General features: G+C 69.8%; 13 protein-coding genes. 6 read left to right on the top strand and 7 right to left on the bottom strand.

What is annotated here, in order from left to right; genetic code table 11:
* The first annotated feature begins 50 nt into the window (after window positions 1-50).
* Window positions 51-2,102 carry an MMPL family transporter gene (locus AB0F52_RS21455; protein WP_360173533.1) on the top strand — a complete coding sequence of 684 codons (2,052 nt, stop codon included), beginning with the start codon at window positions 51-53 and terminating at the stop codon, window positions 2,100-2,102.
* Here the strand turns inward: AB0F52_RS21455 and AB0F52_RS21450 are convergent.
* Entirely contained in the window at window positions 2,099-4,432 is a 2,334-nt protein-coding gene (locus AB0F52_RS21450) for a GH92 family glycosyl hydrolase (RefSeq protein WP_360173530.1), read from the bottom strand. The two genes, AB0F52_RS21455 and AB0F52_RS21450, sit on opposite strands and share 4 nt — an antisense overlap.
* Window positions 4,433-4,565: 133 nt before the next feature.
* Between AB0F52_RS21450 and AB0F52_RS21445 the strand changes: the two genes are divergently transcribed.
* Window positions 4,566-4,871 (top strand): antibiotic biosynthesis monooxygenase, encoded by a 306-nt coding sequence (locus AB0F52_RS21445; protein ID WP_360173527.1) that lies wholly within the window; start codon window positions 4,566-4,568, stop codon window positions 4,869-4,871.
* A gap of 53 nt (window positions 4,872-4,924) precedes the next feature.
* On the opposite strand, the gene AB0F52_RS21440 is transcribed toward AB0F52_RS21445, so the two are convergent.
* Entirely contained in the window at window positions 4,925-7,096 is a 2,172-nt protein-coding gene (locus tag AB0F52_RS21440) for a 3-hydroxyacyl-CoA dehydrogenase NAD-binding domain-containing protein (protein ID WP_360173524.1), read from the bottom strand.
* 8 nt (window positions 7,097-7,104) lie between these two features.
* Window positions 7,105-8,316 carry an acetyl-CoA C-acetyltransferase gene (locus AB0F52_RS21435; protein ID WP_360173521.1) on the bottom strand — a complete coding sequence of 404 codons (1,212 nt, stop codon included), beginning with the start codon at window positions 8,314-8,316 and terminating at the stop codon, window positions 7,105-7,107.
* A gap of 160 nt (window positions 8,317-8,476) precedes the next feature.
* Here AB0F52_RS21435 and AB0F52_RS21430 point away from each other — a divergent pair, with 160 nt between their 5' ends.
* The 3 genes from AB0F52_RS21430 to AB0F52_RS21420 all read left to right on the top strand — a co-directional run bounded on the left by AB0F52_RS21430 (window position 8,477) and on the right by AB0F52_RS21420 (window position 11,807).
* Window positions 8,477-9,655 (top strand): TetR/AcrR family transcriptional regulator, encoded by a 1,179-nt coding sequence (locus AB0F52_RS21430; protein ID WP_360173518.1) that lies wholly within the window; start codon window positions 8,477-8,479, stop codon window positions 9,653-9,655.
* Between the two features lie 102 nt (window positions 9,656-9,757).
* Entirely contained in the window at window positions 9,758-9,946 is a 189-nt protein-coding gene (gene fxsA, locus AB0F52_RS21425) for an FxSxx-COOH cyclophane-containing RiPP peptide (protein ID WP_360174011.1), read from the top strand.
* 31 nt (window positions 9,947-9,977) lie between these two features.
* On the top strand, window positions 9,978-11,807 hold the full coding sequence (locus tag AB0F52_RS21420; RefSeq protein WP_360173515.1) for an HEXXH motif domain-containing protein: 1,830 nt from the start codon (window positions 9,978-9,980) through the stop codon (window positions 11,805-11,807).
* A 7-nt stretch (window positions 11,808-11,814) separates the two neighbouring features.
* On the opposite strand, the gene fxsT is transcribed toward AB0F52_RS21420, so the two are convergent.
* The 4 genes from fxsT to AB0F52_RS21400 form a co-directional block, all read right to left on the bottom strand.
* Entirely contained in the window at window positions 11,815-16,257 is a 4,443-nt protein-coding gene (gene fxsT / locus AB0F52_RS21415) for an FxSxx-COOH system tetratricopeptide repeat protein (RefSeq protein ID WP_360173512.1), read from the bottom strand.
* A 1-nt stretch (window position 16,258) separates the two neighbouring features.
* Window positions 16,259-17,386, bottom strand: coding sequence for a MoxR family ATPase (locus AB0F52_RS21410; protein WP_103334742.1), 1,128 nt, complete (start codon window positions 17,384-17,386; stop codon window positions 16,259-16,261).
* Window positions 17,364-18,836, bottom strand: a complete 1,473-nt coding sequence (locus AB0F52_RS21405; RefSeq protein ID WP_360173509.1) for a hypothetical protein — start codon at window positions 18,834-18,836, stop codon at window positions 17,364-17,366. The genes AB0F52_RS21410 and AB0F52_RS21405 overlap by 23 nt, the downstream gene beginning before the upstream one ends.
* A gap of 111 nt (window positions 18,837-18,947) precedes the next feature.
* The gene (locus AB0F52_RS21400; protein ID WP_360173506.1) at window positions 18,948-19,871 is read right to left on the bottom strand and encodes a hypothetical protein; all 924 of its coding nucleotides are present in this window, start codon (window positions 19,869-19,871) and stop codon (window positions 18,948-18,950) included.
* 120 nt (window positions 19,872-19,991) lie between these two features.
* Here AB0F52_RS21400 and AB0F52_RS21395 point away from each other — a divergent pair, with 120 nt between their 5' ends.
* A complete protein-coding gene (locus AB0F52_RS21395) occupies window positions 19,992-21,197 on the top strand; it encodes a low temperature requirement protein A (RefSeq protein ID WP_360173503.1) in 1,206 nt (401 codons plus the stop codon).
* Window positions 21,198-21,217 lie beyond the last annotated feature (20 nt).

Below are 21,217 nucleotides of genomic sequence, written 5' to 3'. Positions count from 1 at the left end.
CTCCGCTGCGCGACGCGCGGTAGGGCCCCGCTCGCGAATCCTTGTCCACCATGGACACCATCACTCGTACCCCCGGCGGCGGCCTGGCGCGGCTGGCCGGCTGGGCGCAGCGCCACCGCTGGCTCGCCGTCGCGCTCTGGGCGCTGATCCTCATCGGCGTCACGTTCACCTCGCGGCTGGCCGGCAGTGCGTTCCACGACGACAACTCGTTGCCCGGCACCGAATCCCAGCAGGTCGTGGACCTGCTCGACCACACCGCCCAATCGGGCGCGAGCGCGCAGATCGTGCTGAAGGCCGACGGCGGCCTCGCCGCCCACCGCGCGCCGATCGCCACCATGCTGGGCGAAGTCCGGTCCCTGCCGCACGTGCGGTCGGTGACCGAGCCGCTCGAGACCCTCTCGGCCGACGGGCGGATCGGCTACGCCACCGTCACCTTCGACGCGGGCTCGACCGACCTCCCCTACGACGACATCGTGAAGTTCGCCGACACCGCGAAGCGGGCCGGGCCGGTCGAAGTCGCGCTCGCCGGAGACCCGATCGAGCGGATTTCCGAGAGCGGCGGCCCCGCGGAGGGCGTCGGCCTGCTCGCCGCGCTGGTCATCCTCGTGTTCCTGTTCCGCTCGCTGCTCGCGGCCGGGCTGCCGGTGCTCACCGCGGTGTTCGCCGTCGGCAGCACACTGGGCGTGATCACGGTCGTCTCGCACTTCGTCGACATCGCGAGCTACACCTCGCCGCTGATGATGCTGGTCGGGTTCGGCGTCGGCGTCGACTACGCGCTGCTGATCTTTTCCCGCTACCGCACCGAAATCCTCGCCGGCCACGACCGTGACGCGGCCGCGCGCCGGGCGCTCGACACCGCCGGCCGCTCCGTGCTGTTCGCCGGGACGACCGTGATCATCGCGCTGCTCGGCCTCCTCGCGCTGGGGCTCGGCGGGCTGCGCGGGGTGGCGCTGGCCGTCGCGCTCACCGTCCTGATGACGATGCTCGCGTCCGTCACGCTCCTGCCCGCGCTGCTGTCGCTGTTCGGCAAGCGGCTCGAACGCGGCATCCGCCGGCACGCTCTTCGGAAGGAACACGGCAAGGCGTGGCGACGGCTCGCCGACGGCGTCCAGCGACGTCCGCTGGCTCCGCTCGCCATCGGCTTGACCGTCCTCATCGGACTGTCCATTCCGGCCGCGGGGATGCGCCTCGGGTTCGCCGACGCGAGCACCGACCCGGCCGGTTCCACCACGCGGCAGGCCTACGACCTGCTGGCCGAGGGCTTCGGCCCGGGCTTCACCGGCCCGCTCGCGATCGTCACCGAGGACGGCGACCCCATCGCGCTGCAGCGGAAACTCGCGGGCACCCCGGGCATCGCCCGGGTCCTGCCGCCGATGGGCAAGACCGTCCTGGTCTTCCCGACGACGTCACCGCAGGACGAAGCGACCGCCGAACTGGTGACGCGGCTGCGCGCCGACGTCCTGCCGACGCTGCCGGGTCACTACCTCGTCGGCGGTTCGGTCGCGGCCGCGACGGACTTCGCCGGCGCCGTCGCCGATCGGCTGCCGCTCTTCGTGCTGGTTGTGGTCGGGCTCTCGGCGTTGCTGCTCATGGTGGTGTTCCGGTCGATCCTGATCCCGCTCAAGGCGGCGCTGCTGAACCTGCTGAGCATCGGCGCCTCCCTCGGCGTGATGACACTGGTGTTCGGCGACGGCTGGTTCAGCGCGCAGCCGGGCCCGATCGAGGCGTTCGTGCCGGTGATGATCTTCGCGATCGTCTTCGGCCTGTCGATGGACTACGAGGTGTTCCTGGTGTCCAGGATGCACGAGGAGTGGCGGCGAACCGGCGACGCGCGGCTGGCGGTCCGCGAAGGCCTCGCCTCGACGGGCGCCGTGATCACCGCGGCCGGCGCGATCATGGTCCTGGTGTTCGGCGCGTTCCTGCTGGACCCGTCCCGGATGCTGGCCCAGTTCGGCCTCGGCCTGGCGGTCGCGGTCCTGCTGGACGCGCTGGTGATCCGCTGCCTGCTCGTCCCGGCGATCATGCGGCTGCTCGGGGCCAGGGCCTGGTGGCTGCCGCGGTGGCTGGACCGCCGGCTCCCGCACTTCGCGCTCGAGCCCTAACTCCCCCAGGTCGCCGGCGTCTCGGACAGGCGGAAGTCCAGGCTCCCGCCGCGCAGGAAGGACGCGTCGACCTTCCAGTCGCGCTGCGGCCGGCCGTCCCGGCGGACGTCCTGGACGTACTTCCCGCGGCCCGACGTCGTGATCCGGATCGGCGCGCCACCCGCCGGCCGGATCACGGCGCCCGGGAACAGCGGGCTCGACAGCAGCAGCTCGCCCGAGCCCGGCGTGCGCGGATAGACGCCGAGCGCGGCGAAGACGTACCAGGCGGACATCGTGCCGAGGTCGTCGTTGCCGGGCAGCCCGGACGGGCCGGTCCCGTAGACGGAGTTCACCAATTGGCGGACGGTCTCCTGGGTCTTCCACGGCTGTCCGAGCTCGTTGTACAGCCAGGGCGCGTGGATGTCGGGCTCGTTCGTCGGGTCGTACTTGAGCGGGCCACCGCCCTTGAGCTGCCAGTTGCCGCTCGCGTCGTGGAAGAACCCGTCGAGCCGGGTGACGGCGGTGGTCTTGCCGCCCATGGCGTCGGCCAGGCCTTGCACATCCTGCGGGACCATCCAGGTGTAGGCGGCCGCGCTGCCCTGCGCGAAGCCGCGGTCGCTCGCCGGGTCGAACGGCGTCACCCAGCTGCCGTCGACGTTGCGGGCCTGCGCGTAGCCGGTGCCGGGGTTGAAGACATTGCGCCAGTAGGCGCCCCGTGCACGCAGCTCCGCGGCTTCGCGTGTACGGCCCAGCATGTCCGCGAACTGCCCGAGGGCCGAGTCGGCGACGGAGTCTTCCAGCGTCTCGGCGGCACCGCCCCAGCAGTGGCAGACGTCGTTGGGCGCGTAGTGCGAGACGACGTACTGCGCGAGGTTGGGCCGCTGGCCGACGCACTGCCCGGGGCAGCCGCCGTCCTGCAGGCCCTCGGGACGCGGGACCGTCGCCTGCTTGTACAGCGAGTCGAACGCGCCGCGGTAGTCGAAGTTGCGGACGCCCATCGCGTAGAAGGTCGCGATCGTCGCGGCCGAGGGGTCGCCGGTCATCACGTGCGTCGCGCCGTTGACGTGCACCCAGCGGTCCCAGACGCCGTCGTTCTGCTTCGCGTAGTTGTACAGCGATTGCGCGAAGTTCCCCGCGACGCGCGGCTCGGTCAGCGCCAGCAGCTGCACTTGCGCGCGGTACTGGTCCCAGCCGGAGAAGTTGGAGTACTGCGCGTCCTGCCCGCGTTCGACGCGGTGCGGCCGCTGATCCATGCCGAGGTACTGGCCGTCGACGTCGCTGACGAGGTTGGGCTGCTGCAGGCTGTGGTAGAGCGCGGTGGTGAAGGTGATCCGCTGGTTCGCGGTGCCCCCGGTGACCTGCACGCGGTCGAGTTCGGTGTTCCAAGCCTTCTTCGTCTTGCCCGCCACGCTGTCCACAGTGGACTTCTCCGGCTGTTCGGCCCGGAGGTTGCGTTCCGCGCCTTCGAGGGAGACGTAGGAGATCGCGATCCGCATGGTGACCTGGCTGCCGGGCGCGAAGGTGACGTAGCCGCCGGAACCGCGTCCGGCGCGGTCCTTGCCGGTGGCGTAGCCCTCGCCGCCGGTCTGGTCGGTGCCGCCGGGCTGGAGCGTCGCGTCCTTCCACGTCCCGGTGCCGGTGACGGGCTGGTCGAACTGCGCGGTGAAGTACAGGCGGTAGTAGGACTTGCGGTTGTTGACGCCGCCGTTCGCGCGCCGCCCGCAGAAGGCGCCGGTGAGCACGGACCCGGTCACGCGCCGGTTCGCCGCGTCGAGGTGCGTCTCGGCGTCCTCGCTGCCGTTGAGCGAGTTCGACGTCCGGAAGAGCAGGCTGGCCGGCTTGCCCTGCGGGTAGGACAGCGTGCCGATCGCGGTCCGTTCGGTGGCGGCGACGTCGGTCGTGACGCCGTTCTGCAGACCGAGCCGGTAGCGGCCGGGTGTCGCGGCCTCGTCGGCGTGGGTGAAGTTGCTCGCGTAGACGGCGTCGGCGGTGTCGGCGCTGGGCGACGAGGTGACGTCGCCGGCGAACGGCAGGATCGGCACGTCCCCGGCGGCGCCGGGGTTGCAGCCGGCCCCGTTGACGTGGGTGAGGCTGAAGCCGCGAAGCCGGGTGACGTCGTACTGGTAGCCGTTGGCGGCGCCGGTGCTCGTCTGGTCCCCGCGGGTGCTGGTGGGGCTCCAGGCGAGCATGCCGAAGGGCGCGGTGGCGCCGGGATAGGTGTTGCCGTCCCCGGCGGAGCCGACGAGCGGATCGACGAAGTCGGCAGAACTCAGATCGGCGGCTGCCGACATCGTTGTCAACGTCGAGGCGAGCAAGGCGACGGCGAGCGCCACCGTGAGGGAACGGCGCATGGGCGGAGATTAACCCGCGTTCGGTGGCTTCCGGGCGAACTTCCGATGGACAGATCACCGGACACTTCGGGCCCGGCGTCCGCTGGGAAACCGCGGGTACCGTCGAGCGCCTCGACGGATTGGGGAACCGAGAATGATCGCACGCACTTGGCGCGGCTGGGCTCCGACCGCGACAGCCGACGACTACCAGCGGCACTACGAAACCGACGTGGCGGAGCACCTGCGTGACGTGCCCGGCTTCCAGGGCGCCCGCTTGCTGCGCCGCCCGAACGGCGACGAGGTCGAGTTCACCTCGATCACGTTCTTCACCGACCTCGATGCCGTACGCGGCTTCGCGGGCGAAAGCTACGAAGAGGCGGTTCTCGAGGAGGACGCGCGGCGGGCATTGAGCCGCTGGGACGCCCGCGTCAGCCACGCCGAGGTGGCGGTCGCGCTCTGAACGCCGTGAAGGCCACCTCGATCAACCCGAGGTGGCCTTCACGGAGTCACTGCCTATTCGTAGATCTCGCCCTTGGCGGCCTTCTCCACGAGCGAAGCGGGCGGCTCGAAGTGGTCGCCGTACCGAGCCGCGAGCTCCCGCGACCGGTCGACAAAGCCCTGCAGGCCACCCTCGTACTGGTTGATGTACTGGATGACACCACCCGTCCAAGCCGGGAAGCCGATGCCGAAGATCGAGCCGATGTTGGCGTCGGCCACCGACGTCAGCACGCCCTCGTCGAAGCACTTCACCGTCTCGAGCGCTTCGGCGAAGAGCATCCGCTCCTTGAGGTCCTCGAACGGCACCTCGGCCGAGCCGGACTTGAACGCGTCACGCAGGCCCGGCCACAGGCCGGCGCGCTTCCCCTCCGAGTCGTACTCGTAGAAGCCCGCGCCCGTCGAACGGCCCTTGCGGTCGAACTCCTCGACCATCCGGTCGATCACGGCCTCGGACGCGTGCGCCTTCCACGTGCCGCCCGCGGCCTCGATCGCCTCGCGGGTCTCCTTGCGGATCTTGCGCGGCAGGGTGAGCGTCAGCTCGTCCATCAGCTGCAGCGGCGGCGCCGGGTAGCCCGCCTGCGCGCCGGCCTGCTCGATCGACGCCGGCTCGACGCCCTCGCCCAGCGCGGCGACGGCCTCGTTGATGAACGTGCCGATCACCCGCGAGGTGAAGAAGCCACGGCTGTCGTTGACGACGATCGGGGTCTTCTTGATCTGCAGCGTGTAGTCGAAGACCTTGGCCAGCGTCGCCGGCGACGTCTTCTCGCCGCAGATGATCTCGACCAGCGGCATCTTGTCGACCGGCGAGAAGAAGTGGATCCCGATGAAGTCCTCGGTCCGCTGCACGCCCTCGGCAAGGGTGGTGATCGGCAGCGTCGAGGTGTTGGAACCCAGCACCGCGTCGGCGTTGACGACGCTTTCGATCTCGCCGAACACCTTGTGCTTCAGCTCGACGCTCTCGAAGACGGCCTCGATGACGAAGTCGACGCCCGCGAAGTCGGCCGGGTCACCGGTCGGCTTGATCTTCGCCAGCAGCGCGTCCGACTTCTCCTGCGTGGTCTTGCCGCGCGAGAGGGCCTTCTCCTCGAGCTTGACCGCGTAGCCCTTGCCCTTCTCGGCCGCCTCCTGCGAGACGTCCTTGAGGACGACGTCGATGCCCGCCTTCGCGGACACGTACGCGATCGCCGCACCCATCATCCCGGCGCCGAGCACACCGACCTTCTTGGCCGTGTACTTCTCGAAGCCGTCCGGCCGCGAGCCGCCGGAGTTGATGGTCTGCAGGTCGAAGAAGAACGCCTTCGTCATGTTCTTCGAGACCTGGCCGGTGGCGAGGTGGATGAAGTAGCGCGTCTCGATCTGGAGCGCGGTGTCGAAGTCGACCTGCGCGCCCTCGATCGCGGCGGCCAGGATGGCCCGCGGCGCCGGCATGTTCGCGCCCTTGATCTGCTTGCGCAGGTTCGCCGGGAACGCCGGCAGGTTGGCCGCGAAGCTCGGGTTCGAGGGGGTGCCGCCGGGGATCTTGTAGCCCTTGACGTCCCACGGCTGGACGCCGCCCTCGGGGTTCGCCTTGATCCACGCCTTCGCGGCGGGGACGAGCTCCTCGACCGAGCCGACGAGCTCGTGCACGAGGCCGAGTTCGAGCGCCTTGGCCGGGCGGTGCCGCTGGCCCTGCAGCAGGACGTTCAGCAGCGCGCTCTGGATGCCGAGCAGCCGGACGGTGCGGCACACGCCACCGCCGCCGGGCAGCAGGCCCAGCGTCACCTCGGGCAGGCCGATCTGGCTGCCCTTGACGTCGGCGGCGATGCGGTGGTGCGTCGCCAGCGCGATCTCCAGGCCACCGCCCAGCGCGGCGCCGTTGATCGCCGCGACGACCGGCTTGCCGAGCTGCTCGATGCGGCGCATCTGCCCCTTCATCAGGGAGCTGCCCTCGGTCAGCTCGGCCGCGTGCTCGGGCTTCGCCTGGATGAGGTCGTTCAGGTCACCGCCGGCGAAGAACGTCTTCTTCGCGGACGTGATGACGACGCCGGTGATCGAGTCCTTCTCCGCCTCGAGGCGGTCGACCGTGACGCCCAGCGACTCGCGGAAGGCGGCGTTCATCGTGTTCGCCGACTGGTTCGGGTCGTCCAGGGTCAGGGTGACGATGCCGTCGGCGTCCTGCTCCCAGCGGATGGTCTTGCTCTCGGCCATTGTGGTCCTCACACCCGCTCGATGATGGTCGCGACGCCCATGCCGCCGCCGATGCACAGGGTCACCAGGGCGCGGCGCGCCTGGCGGCGTTCGAGCTCGTCGACCACGGTGCCGACCAGCATCGCGCCGGTGGCGCCGAGCGGGTGACCCATGGCGATCGCGCCGCCGTTGACGTTGACCTTCTCCTCGTCGAGGTGCAGGTCCTTGATCCACTTGAGCACGACGGAGGCGAACGCCTCGTTGAGCTCCCACAGGTCGATGTCCTCGGGCTTGAGGCCCGCGGTCTTCAGGACCTTTTCGGTGGCCGGGGTCGGGCCGGTGAGCATGATCGTCGGCTCGGAGCCGATCGACGCGGTCGCCACGATCCGGGCGCGCGGCGTCAGCCCGAAGGTCTTGCCGATCTGCTCGGAGCCGACCAGCACCAGCGCGGCGCCGTCGACGATGCCGGAGGAGTTGCCGCCGGTGTGGACGTGGTTGATCTTCTCGACCGAGTGGTACTTCTGCAGCGCCACGGCGTCGAAGCCGCCCAGCTCGCCGATACCGGCGAAGGCGGGCTTGAGCTTGCCGAGGCTCTCGACGGTGGACCCGGGACGGCGGTGCTCGTCGTGGTCCAGCACGGTCACGCCGTTGATGTCCTTGACCGGCACGACGGACTTGGCGAAGTAGCCACCGGACCAGGCCGCCTCGGCCCGGTCCTGCGAGCGGACGGCCCAGCGGTCGACGTCCTCGCGCGAGAAGCCCTCGATGGTCGCGATCAGGTCGGCGCCGGTGCCCTGCGGGACGATGTAGTTGTCGTAGGCGGTGGCCGGGTCCATGAACAGCGCGCCACCGTCGGAGCCCATCGGCACGCGCGACATCGACTCGACGCCGCCGGCGATGACCAGGTTGTCCCAGCCGGAGCGGACCTTCTGCGCGGCGGTGTTGGTGGCTTCCAGGCCGGAGGCGCAGAAGCGGTTGAGCTGGACGCCCGCGACGGTCTCGGGCAGGCCGGCGTTCAGCGCGGCGGTGCGCGCGATGACCGCGCCCTGCTCGCCGACCGGCGAGACGACGCCCAGTACGACGTCGTCGATCACGGCGGGGTCGAGGTTCGGGTGGCGGACCTTGAGTTCGTTGATCAGGCCGACCACCAGGTCGACCGGCTTGGTGCCGTGCAGGGCACCGCCCTTGTTCTTGCCGCGAGGCGTGCGGATCGCCTCGTAGATGTAGGCCTCGCTACTCACAGAACATCTCCTCGCGAGCGTGTCGGACGTCGTTGTGCCTAAGCCGTGTCGCAGCCGACTATACCGGCCAGTAGGGCTAATGCCCATTAACATATCTCCGGATAACCCCATGGTGTCAATGGCTTGCAGGTGTGCCATCAGCCGCTATCGTTCACTCACCATGACCGACGTCGAACGCAGCTCGCGCCCCCGCGACCGCAAGGCCCAGCTGGCCGCGGTGGCGGCGGAGCTGTTCCGCGCCCGCGGCTTCCCGGGGGTGTCGATCAAGGACATCGCGGACGCGGCGGGGGTGACCGGCCCGGCGCTGTACCGCCACTTCGCGGACAAGCAGGCGATCCTGGCGTACGTCGTCCTGAGCGGCTTCGAGGACATGGAGGAGGCGACGGCGGAGGCGCTGTCGGACTCGGTTCCCCCCGCTGACCAGCTGGAATCCCTGCTGACGCGGCTCGCCTCCCAGGCGGTCGAGCGGCGCGAGATCGCCGCGTTGTGGCGCTGGGAAGGCCGGCATCTGCCGAAGGAGGACCAGCGCGAGATCGCCCGCCGGTCGGCGCTGGCACTGGCGGCGTGGTCGAAGGCCCTGCTGGCCCGGCGCCCCGAACTGGGCGCCGAGGACGCGGAGCTGCTCTGCTGGGCAGCGCTGTCGGTGTTCGGCAGCGTGTCGGTCCACCACACGTCGGTGGCCCGCCGCCGCTTCGCTGCGTTGCTGGTCGAACTGGCCCTCAGTGTGCTCAACGCCACACTGCCTTCACCATCTTCTCCGCCACCGTCTGCGGCTTTGAGCCTGGGCACTCCCTCCCGCCGCGAGCAGGTCCTGGCGGAGGCAACGGCCCTGTTCGCCCAGCGTGGCTTCCACGCCGTGAGCATGGAGGACATCGGAGCGGCGGCGGGCATCGCGGGCCCGAGCGTGTACCGCCACTTCCCGAGCAAAGCGGCACTCATGGTCGCGATCGGCCACCGCGCGGCGGACAGGCTGGCTTTGGCGGCCGAACTCGCGCTGCAGACCTCGGACGAGCACTCGGCCCTGCGCCGGTTGGCGGCGTCGTACGTGCACACGATTCTGCACACGCCGGAACTGCTGGTGTCGTTCTCGGCGGACCGGGTGACGATGCCCGACCGGGACAAGGTGGATCTGCTGCGAGTTCAGCGCGATTACGTGGCCCAGTGGGTGACGCTGCTGTCGGCGGTGCGCCCGGAGTTGCCGGTACGGGAAGCGAAAATCATGGTCCACGCGGCGCTGACGATCGCCAACGACCTCGCCCGGACGCGCCGGGTGGCGGCCCGGCCGAACTTCGAAGCCGAGCTGACAGCGTTGCTGCACACAGTCCTCGGCGTCGCCTGAACCCCGAATGCCGATCAGTTCACTACCTTCCGCCCTTCCTGCCGGGGCCGCCGATCGGGCATCATGGACGTGGCGACTCGGCCTTTTCGTTCGTGAGTGGGGATGGACATGAACACAGTTCTCGAACACGCGAACCCGGGCGCACCACTGGTCGATCTGAGCGCGGTGCCGCTCAGCGCACTGCGCACCATGAACAGCCCGGAGTTGCAACGCGCCCTGCGCCGGGTGGTCGAACAATCGGCTGCCCCGCAGTTCTGCGATCAGAAGCGCGACGACAGCTGGCACGACTAGCAGTGCCGTCATGCCGGCGCGCCAAGAACACGTGACACGGGGCGAACTGCCGGTGCACCGGATCGGGACGGCGGATTTCGACGCGATCGCGAACGGAACCGGCGACATCGGTGCGATGCGGCTCCTGCGCGAAGCGGAACGCAGCCGGAGATTGCTCCTGCTGCGCGCGATCACGGACCTCGTCGCGAAGGATCCGGCGGCGCGCGGTCCGCTCGCACCCCCGGACGACGCCTGGGATCTGCTGACCCGGGTGCAGAACTCGGCCCCGGAAGCCGTCGACCTCCTGCTCGGGCACCCGTACACCGGTACGTGGGCCGGCTACACGATCCGGTTGCTGCGCAAGCAGATCACCGGTGTCTGCCCGCTGTGGGTGCACACCGGCCACCTGCACGCGCTGGCGGCCGCGGCGGCGATCCGCGGCGGTCTCGATTTCACCGCGACCATCCCCGTCTGGGCTGGCACCGCGATGCTCCCCGGTCTGGGAGTGGCCCGTTTCCGGGCCGGCACCGAATGGAGGGTGGCGCAGGTACGCCGGACCGGAGCCGTGCTGGAACTGGACGACGGCCGGGAGGTCGTCCGGGCACCCGCCGACCCGGCCACGGACGGGCCGGGCTGGTGGGGGCTGCGCCAGGTGACGGCGGTTTCGGGTGACCGCGTGCTGTCCCTGCGGCTCGACGACCTCGATCCGTACCGCGGTTCCTTCGAACCCGTGCTCCCCCAACGGCTTCCGGCGGACGAACAGGAGAACTGGACGCGTCTGCTCGACGACGCCTGGCGGCTGATCGTCCGCTGCCTGCCCGACACGGCGGACGCGTTCCCGGTCGGGTTCAGTTCCCTCGTCCCGCGGCCGATGCAGCCGTTCCGCACCACCAGCGCGTCGAGTGGCGAGGCATTCGGCAGCGCCGTCATTTCCCGGCCCGCCGATGCCGCGTCGCTCGCCGCCTCGCTGGTGCACGAGTTCCAGCACAACCGGCTCAGCGGGTTGCTGCACCTGCGGCAGCTGCACGGCGACGACCCGGCCGAGCGGTTCTACACCGCGTGGCGCGACGATCCGCGGCCGATCAGTGGCGTTTTCCAAGGCGTATATGCCTTTTTCGGCGTCACGGCGTTCTGGCGCGCGCTGGCCCGGTTCGACGACGAACCGTTCCAGCGCATCGCCGAGTTCGAATTCGCCTACTGGCGGCAAGCGGTCTGGCAGGTCCTGGAGGTGCTCCGGGCCGACCCCGGGCTGACCATCGACGGACGGCGGTTCCTGCGCCGGATCGCCGAGCAGCTCGGGCCGTGGCTGCGCGAACCGGTGCCGACACCCCAGGCCGCCGCGGCCAGCACGGCTCTGCTCGACCACTACGCCGGCTGGCGGCTGCGCCACCTGCGGCCAGACCCGATGGTCGTGCGGGCCTTGGCCGAAGCCTGGTCGGCCGGGCGACCCCGGCCGGCGCTCGGCTTCCTGCCCGACGCCGAGCCGACGCCGGTGCCCGACGGCCCGTGGCACCACGCCCGGCTGGACCTGACCCGGCTCGCCCTCAACGATCCCACCGGATTCGCCCGGCACTGGCCGGAAGTGCCGGGGGCGACCACAGCCGACTTCGCCGGCGTTTCCGGCCGGTTCGCGGAGGCCGCCGAGGGCTACCGGGCCGAGCTGTCCGCCGATCCGGACAGCCCGACGGCCTGGACGGGCCTCGGCATCGCCCTTTCCCGGTCGGGGACCGGGCCGGCCGGGTCCGTGCTGCTGCACCAGCCGGAGCTCGTCCGCGCGGTGTACCGCCGGCTGGCGGCCGACGGCACCGCGCCGGACACGCCGGACGAACTCGCGGGCTGGCTCGGCTGGCTGCGGACCGGCACCCGACCGGCCCGCAGCTGATCCGGCGTTACAGCGGCAGCGGGTCGATGTCGCAGTCTGCGCGAACACCCTTCGACGCCGCGATGGTCCCCGGGTGCGACTCGCGCAGCACCATCCGGTACCGCGAGATGACGTCGGCGTAGAGCGTCTCCGCTTCCTGGCTCTGCCCGGACGTGCGCAGGTCGAGCGCCCGGTTGAGCGCGGCGGCGAGCGTGGTCGGATGGTCCTTCCCGAGTACCCGCTCGGCTCGCGCCAGCATGTCCGTGCCCAGCTCCAGTGCGGCCGCGGTCTCGCCGAGCGCGGAGAGATCGCTCGCCAGGTTGATCCCGCACAACACCGCACTCGGGTGGTCCGGTCCGAGCCCCTCACGCAGCTGCGCCAGGGACCGCTCGTCCAGTTGCCTGGCCGCCGCGGCGTTGCCGAAGAGCCGCAAGGTCACCGCCAGGTCGACGGCCGCGGCCATCGTGTGCGGGTGGTGCTCGCCCAGGTTGCGCCGGTAGCGCTCGAAGATCTGCTCACCCAGTTCCCGCGCGGACCGCAGCTCCTGCGCGTGCCGGAGGTCGATCGAGTACCCGAGTGCGCAGGCCATCACGTTGAAGTTGTTTTCGCCGTAGCGCACGCGGAACCGCTCGAGCACCGCGGCCGCCAGTTCCTTCGCCGCCTCGTGATCCCCGGCCTTGCGCCGGGAGACCGCCAGGTAGGCCATCCGGCGCAGGGTTTCCGCGTTGTCCTCACCGAACAGCTCGCGCACGCGTTCGGCGAGCTTCTCGTTCTCTTCACGGGCCCAGACGTAGTCGCCCGCTTCCCGGCGGTCGATGATGAGCCCCATCCGGGAACTCAGCGTCTCCGCGTGGTCATAGCCGAGAATTTCGGTCTGTCGCTGGTAATTCGTTTCGTCCAGCTCGGCGGCTTCACGGTACTGGCCCGTGAGACGCAGGTTCGTGCCGTGGATCCGCGCCGCGCGCAGGGTGACCGGGTCGTCCTCGCCGAACAGCGCCTTGGCCTTCTGGTAGACGTCTTCGGTCAGATCACGGGACGCGAGGAAGTTGCCCTGCGCGGAAAGGTCGCCGGAGACCGCGATCTGGGCGGCGAGCGTCTCCTCGCTGTTTTCCCCGGACAACTGCTGCCGCGTGTCGAGGATCGTGCGGTTGATCTCCGCCGCCTCCGTGTACCGGCCGGTGACCCAGTAGTAGTAGCCCAGCCGCTCGGCGGCCTGCAGGGTCTGTTCGTCGTCGGGCCCGAGCCGCTCGGTCCAGTTCCGGTGGGCCATTTCCGCGAGGCGGAGGGCCTCGTCGTGGTCGCCCCACTGGTAGAGGTACCGCATCAGGTTGAGCACGAGCTGGCGGACCCAGCGGTCGTCGCATTCGACGATCTCGGACGGGTAGACGTGCGGCAGGATTTCCTGGTAGCGCGGCCACTGCTTCGACGAAGTGGGGTCGTTGGGGTCGCGTTTGGCGAGCAGCAGATGGGCACCGTGGCGCATCTCCGCCCGGTGCTGCGGGGTCATCCGGTTGCGCAGCACGATCTGCACCAACCGGTGCAGGACGATCGAATTGGTGCGGTGGTCGATCTTCGCCAGGCTGTACCGGTTGATGTCCCGGATGGCCCGCGCCAATTTCATCGGGTCGCGCAGCGCCATGTCGATTTCGGGCAGAATGGAAATACTGCCAACCCCGGAAAAGAACGCACGCGAAATCGGTTCGGGCGCGAAGAAAGCACAGATCTGGAGCAGCTGGTGCGCCACCGGGTTTCGTGTCCGCAATTCATCGAACGCGACATTCCAGGCCGCGGCGACGGAAACCTCGTAGTCCGCCGGGCTCGAGGTGTCGAGGATTTCCGCGACCTTCTCGTCGAACAAGCGCAGGTATTCCTGCACCGGCATGCCGGTTTCCGCCCGCCAGGCGGCGGCCTGCTCGATCGCGAGCGGAAGGTCCCCCAGGCGTTCCGCCAGCTGCTCGGCCTCGGCCACGTCGATCTCCGGGCCGCGCCGGCGCAGCAGTTCGATGCTCTCCGAACGCTCGAAGACGGCGACTTCCAGCGGCCGGGCGACGCTGGCCCATTCCGCGTTGCGCGAGGTGATCAGGATTTCGCCGGGCCCGTTGGTCGGGAAGAACTGGCGGACCAGCGCGACGTCTTCGGCCGAGTCGAAGACCAGCAGCCAGCGCCGGTACGGCCGCCCGGTCCGCAGCGCCTCGCGCACGGCCGGGATGGCGGTGTTCGCCTCACCGGAGCCCGGGAGGTTCAGCGCCTGGGCCAGTTCGGTGAGGGCGACCCGGATCTGGGCCGCCTCGGTGGCCGGGATCCACCACACGACGTCGTATTCGCGCAGGTGGCTGTAGATGTACTCGACGGCCATCTGCGTCTTGCCGATGCCGCCCATGCCGTGCAGGGCCGACGGCAGCACGGCCGTGGTGCCGGACATGACCCGCTCGCCCAGTTCCCGGAGGAGTTCCCGGCGCCCGGTGAAGTTGGGGTTCCGGGGTGGCACGCTGCCCCAGACCGGCGGGACGTCCTCGGCCGGACTGTCCCCGTGTTCCAGGGTGAAGATCGGCCGGCGGCCCAGCAGGGGACCACCGTCCTCGGCCGGCGAAGGCTCGCGCAACTCCGGACTCCGCCGAACCGGGTCGTCCGCCACCTCACCGGTGACCTTGACTGCGGACGTGGAAGCCTCAGGGGGCACGGGCGCTTTCGCCATAGTGTCTCTCACCGGTTCACCATAATCGTAGGGCGGCATTCTCTTTTGGGCGATATGATCATCTACTCCGGAAACAGCTGACGACAGAGTCGCTGAATCGGGTGCCATGGGGGATAATTCACCGGAATAGTCTCGCTCTTTCGAGCGAATTCGACTGGCGCGGGATGAATAAGGCCCACTCAGGGCCTGCATTACCACCCGTTCGAGTGCGACGTCGTGCGCCGGATCCGCCCGGGAATCCGGATCCCGGGTGGCGTCCGGCGCGTCGATGGCGTCCCGCAACCGGGTGATGGTGCCGAACCGGGCTTCGGTGGCGCGGACGACCTCCGCGGTGTCGGCGCGCCGGGCCCCGCTCAGCAGCACCTGCCGGACCGAGGCCGGGAAGTCGAACACCGTGGTCTCGTCGCCGACCGCCGCGGCCGGCCGCAGCAGCCCGCTCGTCAGCACTTCCGTCAGGTGCTCCGGCCGCGCCTCGGGGAGGAGCTCGTCCTGGACGAACCGCGCGACCGAAAGGTTGGCCGGCACCGCCGCCAGCATCGTCGCCAGCCGGTACGCCGGTGGGGAGGCGACGCTCAGGAACCGGCGCACCCGTTCGCGGGCAGTGCCCGGGTCGACGAGGTCGTCGCTGCCTTCGATGGGCGCCCCCTTCAGGCCGCTCAGCAGCACCCGGGCGGGGACGAAACCCTTGTGCTCGCCGGCCACCAGCCGTGCCCACCACCGCAGCCACCGCGGGCCGAGCTCCATCACGGGCACCGGGATCGCCCCGGCGTCCTTGGCCGCGGCCAGCTCCGGGTCCGCCCACGCCTCCGGCAGTTCCCAGCCCCACTGGCTGTTCGGCGCAACCGGCACCCGCACGTTCAGCCGCGCGCGGTGCAGGTCCATGCCCCGGGACCACAGCCGTTGCGGCAGCACGTGCAGGACGGTCGTGGGCATCACCGACGCCCACTCGGCGAGCACGGCGGAAACGCCGCCGGACCGCCAAAGATCGCCGACGCCGTCGGTGACGACCAGGACGAGCCGTCTGCCCGTCGGGTCGATCAACTCGGACGGGTCGCGCGGGGCCGACGACGACGTCTCGCCGTACAGCCGGGGCCGGCCCCGGCGGTGGCCGCTACTCTGCGTGTCCAGCCGGCGGTACTGGATCGTCCGGAAGGCGCCGAGCTGTTCGAGGCCGGCGCGGAACGCCTTGACGGTGCTCCGCCACAGCGTCATCGACCGGGCGGTATCCACCACGACGGTGAGATCAAGCCACCGTTCCAGCTCGGGTTCGGTCACCGGCCACCAGAATCCGCTCTCGGCGACCCGCTCGGCCGTCGCGGCTTCGTCGACGATGACAACGTGCTCATGCCAGGCCGGCACCCTTCGCTTCAGCGTGCGGAGGGCCCGAACAATAACGGACGGCCGAACCGATCCAGAGACCGGTTGTGACTGTGGCGCGGAATCCGTGGCCGCCGGTACTTCGGCGACTCCGGCCGCAATCACCTGACGTGGGCTTTCGAGCAGCGGGGCCGGTTGCGCCCGCGCGGCTGGGGGCGGCAGCTCCAGGGGAAGCGGGAGGGGATCCCCGGATGGTGGGCTGTCGGGCGGCAGCGGGGACGTGGCCGGCCGGGCCCGCGCCTCATCGGTCCGGGTCGCCGCGATCAGCCACAGAGCGTCGGCGACATCGCGAACGTCCGGCTGACCGGGTCCCCCGGGGCGCCGCCGTTCGCCCGCAGCGGTGAACCGCGATCCCGCGCCGTCGGGATCGGGGACCGGCGATACGGGCGGCCGGCCCACGTCATTGCACCGCCGACAGACGCTGCCACAGAGCGTCCACCAGCCGCTCCCACGTCACGTCGCCGCGGTAGGCGCCGGACGTGGCGAGGTACATGGCATCCAGGAGTTTTCCCGAGGGCAGCCGGTCGTCACCGGACGCGCTGCGCCGCACGAACTGCTCGATCAGCTCGTTCTGCAGACCGGAACCGAGCTTGCGCCGGTTGTCCTCCGAATCGTGCAGGTGGGCGACGACCATCGCGGCCAATTGCTCCGGGTCCGGATCCGGCATTTCCAGCTGCAGGCAGCGCCGCAGGAAAGCGGGGGGAAATTCCCTTTCCCCATTGCTCGTGATGATGACGATCGGAAACGCGTGACACCGGATTCGCCCGCCGACGACCAGTGCCGTCTCGCCGGGATCATCGGTGAACACCGTCGCTTCGGGGATGTGACTGCGGATGCGTTCGAGTTCGGGAACCCGGAACTCGCCGTCTTCGAAAATGCTGAGCAGGTCGTTCGGGAGGTCGGCTTCACTTTTGTCGAGCTCGTCGATCAGCAGGACCCGGGGTACGCGACGCGGCAGGAAAGCCGTCCCCAGCACCCCGAGCCGGAGGAACTCGCCGATCGGTGGTTCGGGCGCGGGACTGGCGCGTTCGCCGCGCACGGCGAACCGGGCGCTCGCCGCCTGGATCCGGCCGATGGCGTCGTAGTGGTAGAGCCCTGAGTTCAGGGTGGTCCTGCTGGTGATCGGCCACCGCAGCACCCGGCCCAGCTGCAGTTCGGCCGCCAGCCGATACGCGAGCGTGGATTTGCCGGTGCCCGGATGACCGGTGACGAGCAAGGGCCGCCGAAGGTACAGCGCGGCGTTGATCATGTCGAGTTCAGCCGGACCAGTGCGTTGAGCCGATTGCGAATGCTCGCTCCCGAGCCGCCGGGCGACGTCGTGATCGTCCCGCGGCGGATCGTCCGACTCCGGCAAGGGGCCACCGTCGAAGTCCCGCCACGGCGGGGGTGGCGGCAAGATGTCGGTCAACCCGAGGTCGTGGATCGGCCGGCCGGTGCCGCGGTAGACCCACCAATCGGACGATGCCAGCCGGGACGCGTCGCGGACCTGCGCCGCCTCGCCCCCGTCAAGACGCTCGCTCTCGGTCATCCCGGATATCCCCTCGCTGCCATGGGAAAGCCGGCGGCTGATCAAGAACGAGACGGCTCGGATCGTCCCACAGCACCACCAGATCCCGCACTGGATTATCCCGATGGAAGCCGGTTTCGGAAAGAGGAGAAAGACTAGTGTGCCTGATGTTCTTGGCTTCCATCGGCAAATCGCCGAGACCCGAATCTCCCTTGGCGAGCTCGGTGATCAACTCCCTAAGTACGTCGAGTGACGCATCAGGGTGCCAGAGTACCGCCGGGATACCCGACCGCAAAGCCGCCGTCAGGCTGTCACCGTCCCCGCCGGCTTCGAGCGGCGGAGCCGACCCGAGCACGACCAAACCCCACCTCAGATCGGAAAGCACCACGTCAAGCGCCGAAGCCTGGGTGCCGTTTTCGTAGTACACGCACTCGGCGGACGGGTTCGCCATGAACGCCTCCCAGTGCTGGTTCCAGACCCGGTGCCAGTGCTTCGAACGCATGCGCTCCAACGATCGGACGGAAATCAGGTAGTCGATCGAAAGCGGCCTCGGCATACCGGATTCGTGCTCGCGGTGCCAGAGCTGCACGGGCAGGTTCAGCAATGTCCGCGGGAGCACGAACTCGAGGGCGACCGAACCGCGGTGGTCGGCCCACGCCCGCTCCGCGTCGACCACCAGACCGTCGACGTATCGTTCGAGGTCAGCGGCCCGCACTTCCGCCGTGCCACCGTGCGGTGGCGGCCATTCCCCGGGAAGCCGTTGACACCAATGGGAAACCTGGTACAAGTCCGGGTCTATCCCGTCGTGCTCGACCATCACCATCAGGTGCAGCCGCCCCTCCCGCAACGGTGTCGCGAGCAAGGCTCGACGGGCTCTCAACTGCGCCTCCAGCCGGAGCCGCCTGGCCTGGTAGTCGTTCCACTCCGTCAGCCGCAACCCGAGTTCGCCGCCGCAGTGGCGGGCGAGGAGTTCGAGGAGCGTGAACGCCGGCGGGATACCGTCGGTGTCCGCGTTGAAATCGGCCAGATGAGTGAAGGCCTCCCACGCCGTGCGCACCTTGGGCGGCAACGGCGAGCCGAGCCCGCTCGCGCGGCGGACCAGCTCACCGATCCGGGGCGCCTCCACCCCGGCCAGCAGGTGGTGCAGCCGGTCGCGGTCGGCACGCGGCAGCAGGTCGAGCACCCGCGGCCGCTCCACCAGGTCCCGGACCCGCTCGTATTCCGGCGAGCCGGGCCGCATGAAAGCGACCGCGCCGACCAGCGCCTGCATGCCGTTCTGATAGCGCTCGCAGGCGGAAACGACTTCGATCAGGGAACTGCGCGGGGTGGGGTGCCGGGGAACCGCCAGTTCGACCCCGAGGGCTTTGCCGACGAGGCTGACGACCACGGCCAATTCTTCGGCCAGGCCGGCTTCGGCCAGTACGTCGACGACTGCCTCTCCGATCACGTGTCCCGTCACCTGACGCAGCACCCCCCTACCCACCTCGCACGGGACGGAACCGGCGTCATCGCCCCTGCGTATCGAACGCAGTCGGGCAGATCTTACCCGGCAAAAGGGTCGCCGCCGGTTGCCAAAAAGATGTCACGACGGGCTCTCTTCCGGCCAGTTGCCAACGCGGTCGACCAACCGCTGGACCGGCGCCGATTCGGGTTCCAGCATTTGCACCGCCGCGACCAGTTCGGCGAGCCCGCCGCGATAACGCAGACACGTGCCGGCGATCTCCAGGACGTGCAGCCGGGTTTGCGGGTGATAGGCCACGACCGTCGCGATTTGCGGCCGGAGCCGCTTCAGCAGCATTCTCCGGCTGCTCTCCTCCGCCACGGCCGGGATGTCCAGGAGCAGTTCCGTCAGTTCCATCGCGCGGTCGGCGGCGGACGGCTCCGCGGAGCACCGCACCGCTCGGCTGTCCGGCGGTGGGTCGGCGGGTCCACCGCCGAGCAGCCGCAGCCAGGCGATCGTGGACGTCTCTTTGGTGTGGACCGGGATCCGGCGGTATTCGGCGGGCGCCGCCGCGGGATCCTGGAGCACGACCTCCTGGTAGAAGACGTCCGAAGCCAGCACGGCCAGTTCGGCGCCCGTCGCCTTCTGGGCCGCCTTCGCCTCCGCCGCTTCGAGCACGCGGAACGTGAAGTTCACCGCTTTGCCGATCGAACCGTGGCCGGCGCTCTGCACCTCGCCGGCGTGGAGCGCGAGACGAAGCTGGATCTGCGCGGGTTCGGAGTGCACGGCGTTGTGGCGGCGCAGATCGGCGTGCATGCGTTCGGGCAGCTGGGCCACCAGGTCGACCTTCGCGATGTCGGGCGGCAGCAGGATCATCGCGCCGTCACCGGTGTTTTCGACGAAGCAGACGTCCCAGGGGATGCCGGTCTCGGCGAAGCTCCCCTTGAGGACACGCCACAAGCCGTCGTGCACCTCGCGCAGGTGCGCCATGGTCCGGTCCGGGTGGTTGTACCCGGCGACGTCCACGGTCATGATCGTCCGGTGCAGCGCGGCTGGATAGGTCACCACGACACCCTCCCCACGTCCCGGGCTCATTGTCCCAGACCTATGCACGCTCGGCCATGTTCGCGCAGGGCGTTACGACAAAACCGGAACCACTTGACATGTTTTCGTCCATAATTCGGCGTGCCCACGACACGCCTGCACCTGGTGAGCGCGGATGAGGACCACCGCGTCTCCACCATCGAGCTCTTCTTCGACCTGGTTTTCGTCTACGCCATCACCCAGATCACCCAGCTGATGGCCGACCACCTGAGCCCCACCGGCGTCGGGCAGGGGGTGGCCATGCTCGCCGTTCTGTGGTGGTGCTGGTGCTCCTACGCCTGGCTCGCGACCACCATCCACGTCGACCACGGGATCGCGCGGCTGGCGATGTTCGGCGCGATGGCCGTCATGTTCCTGGTTTCGCTGACCATCCCGGAAGCCTTTGCCGACCACCCCGGCGGGTTGTTCGCGCCCGCTCTGTTCGTCGCCTGTTACGCGCTCGTGCGGCTGCTGCACCTCGTCGCCTACCTCGGTGCCGCGAAACACGATCCCGGGCTGCGGCGGGTGCTGCTCAAGATGTTCGTCGGGCTGCTGCCCAGCGTCGTCCTGCTCGGCGTCGCCGCCTTCCTAAGCGGGCCTTGGCAGCTGGGGCTGTGGGTTGTCGCATTGGGAATCGATTACCTCAACGTCTACCTCACCGGGCCGGACGGGTGGCGGCTGAACTCGCCCGCGCACTTCGCCGAGCGGTTCGGGCTCATCGTGATCATCGCGCTCGGCGAGTCGATCGTGGCGATCGGGATCGGGATCGGGGCGCTGCCGATGTCGTGGCTGGTCGCCGGGGCGGCCGTGTGCGGGCTGGTGCTGGCCGCGGGGATGTGGTGGACGTACTTCGACGTCGTCGCGCGCGTCTCCGAGCACCGGCTGACCACCGCGACCGGGGTCGAACGAGCGAAGCTCGCCACCGACTCCTACACCTTCCTGCATCTGCCGCTGATCGCCGGGATCGTGCTGGTCGCCCTCGGCCTGAAGAAGGCGTTCCTCTACATCGCCGACACCGAGCACCACACCCCCGGCGAAGCACTGCACGGCGTGCCGATCTGGACGCTCACCGGCGGCCTCGCGCTCTACCTGATCACGCTCAGCGCCCTCCGCAAGCGCAACCTCGGCAGCTGGAACGTCCAGCGGCTGGTCCTCGGCGTGCTGCTGGTCGCGGTGACGCCGGTGCTGGAGCACGTGCCCGCGGCCGTCCTGCTGCTGATCGCCGCCGTCCTGGTGCTCGGGCTCATCACTTTCGAGCGCATCCGGTTCGCCGAGTGGCGCAGGAATGTGCACACCGCGCACACGTAAGTGACCCCACACTGGCGCCG

Source organism: Amycolatopsis sp. NPDC024027, from assembly GCF_040638975.1.
Lineage (GTDB): Bacteria > Actinomycetota > Actinomycetes > Mycobacteriales > Pseudonocardiaceae > Amycolatopsis.
This window is presented reverse-complemented; position numbering and strand designations above follow the sequence as displayed.

Bases quoted from the DNA above. Each gene is read 5' to 3' on its own strand.
- AB0F52_RS21410 (WP_103334742.1), bottom strand. From the start codon at position 17,386: ATGACCGAGAGCGAGCGTCTTGACGGGGGCGAGGCGGCGCAGGTCCGC.
- AB0F52_RS21445 (WP_360173527.1), top strand. From the start codon at position 4,566: ATGATCGCACGCACTTGGCGCGGCTGGGCTCCGACCGCGACAGCCGAC.
- AB0F52_RS21455 (WP_360173533.1), top strand. From the start codon at position 51: ATGGACACCATCACTCGTACCCCCGGCGGCGGCCTGGCGCGGCTGGCC.
- fxsA (WP_360174011.1), top strand. From the start codon at position 9,758: ATGGACATGAACACAGTTCTCGAACACGCGAACCCGGGCGCACCACTG.
- AB0F52_RS21440 (WP_360173524.1), bottom strand. From the start codon at position 7,096: ATGGCCGAGAGCAAGACCATCCGCTGGGAGCAGGACGCCGACGGCATC.
- AB0F52_RS21430 (WP_360173518.1), top strand. From the start codon at position 8,477: ATGACCGACGTCGAACGCAGCTCGCGCCCCCGCGACCGCAAGGCCCAG.
- AB0F52_RS21450 (WP_360173530.1), bottom strand. From the start codon at position 4,432: ATGCGCCGTTCCCTCACGGTGGCGCTCGCCGTCGCCTTGCTCGCCTCG.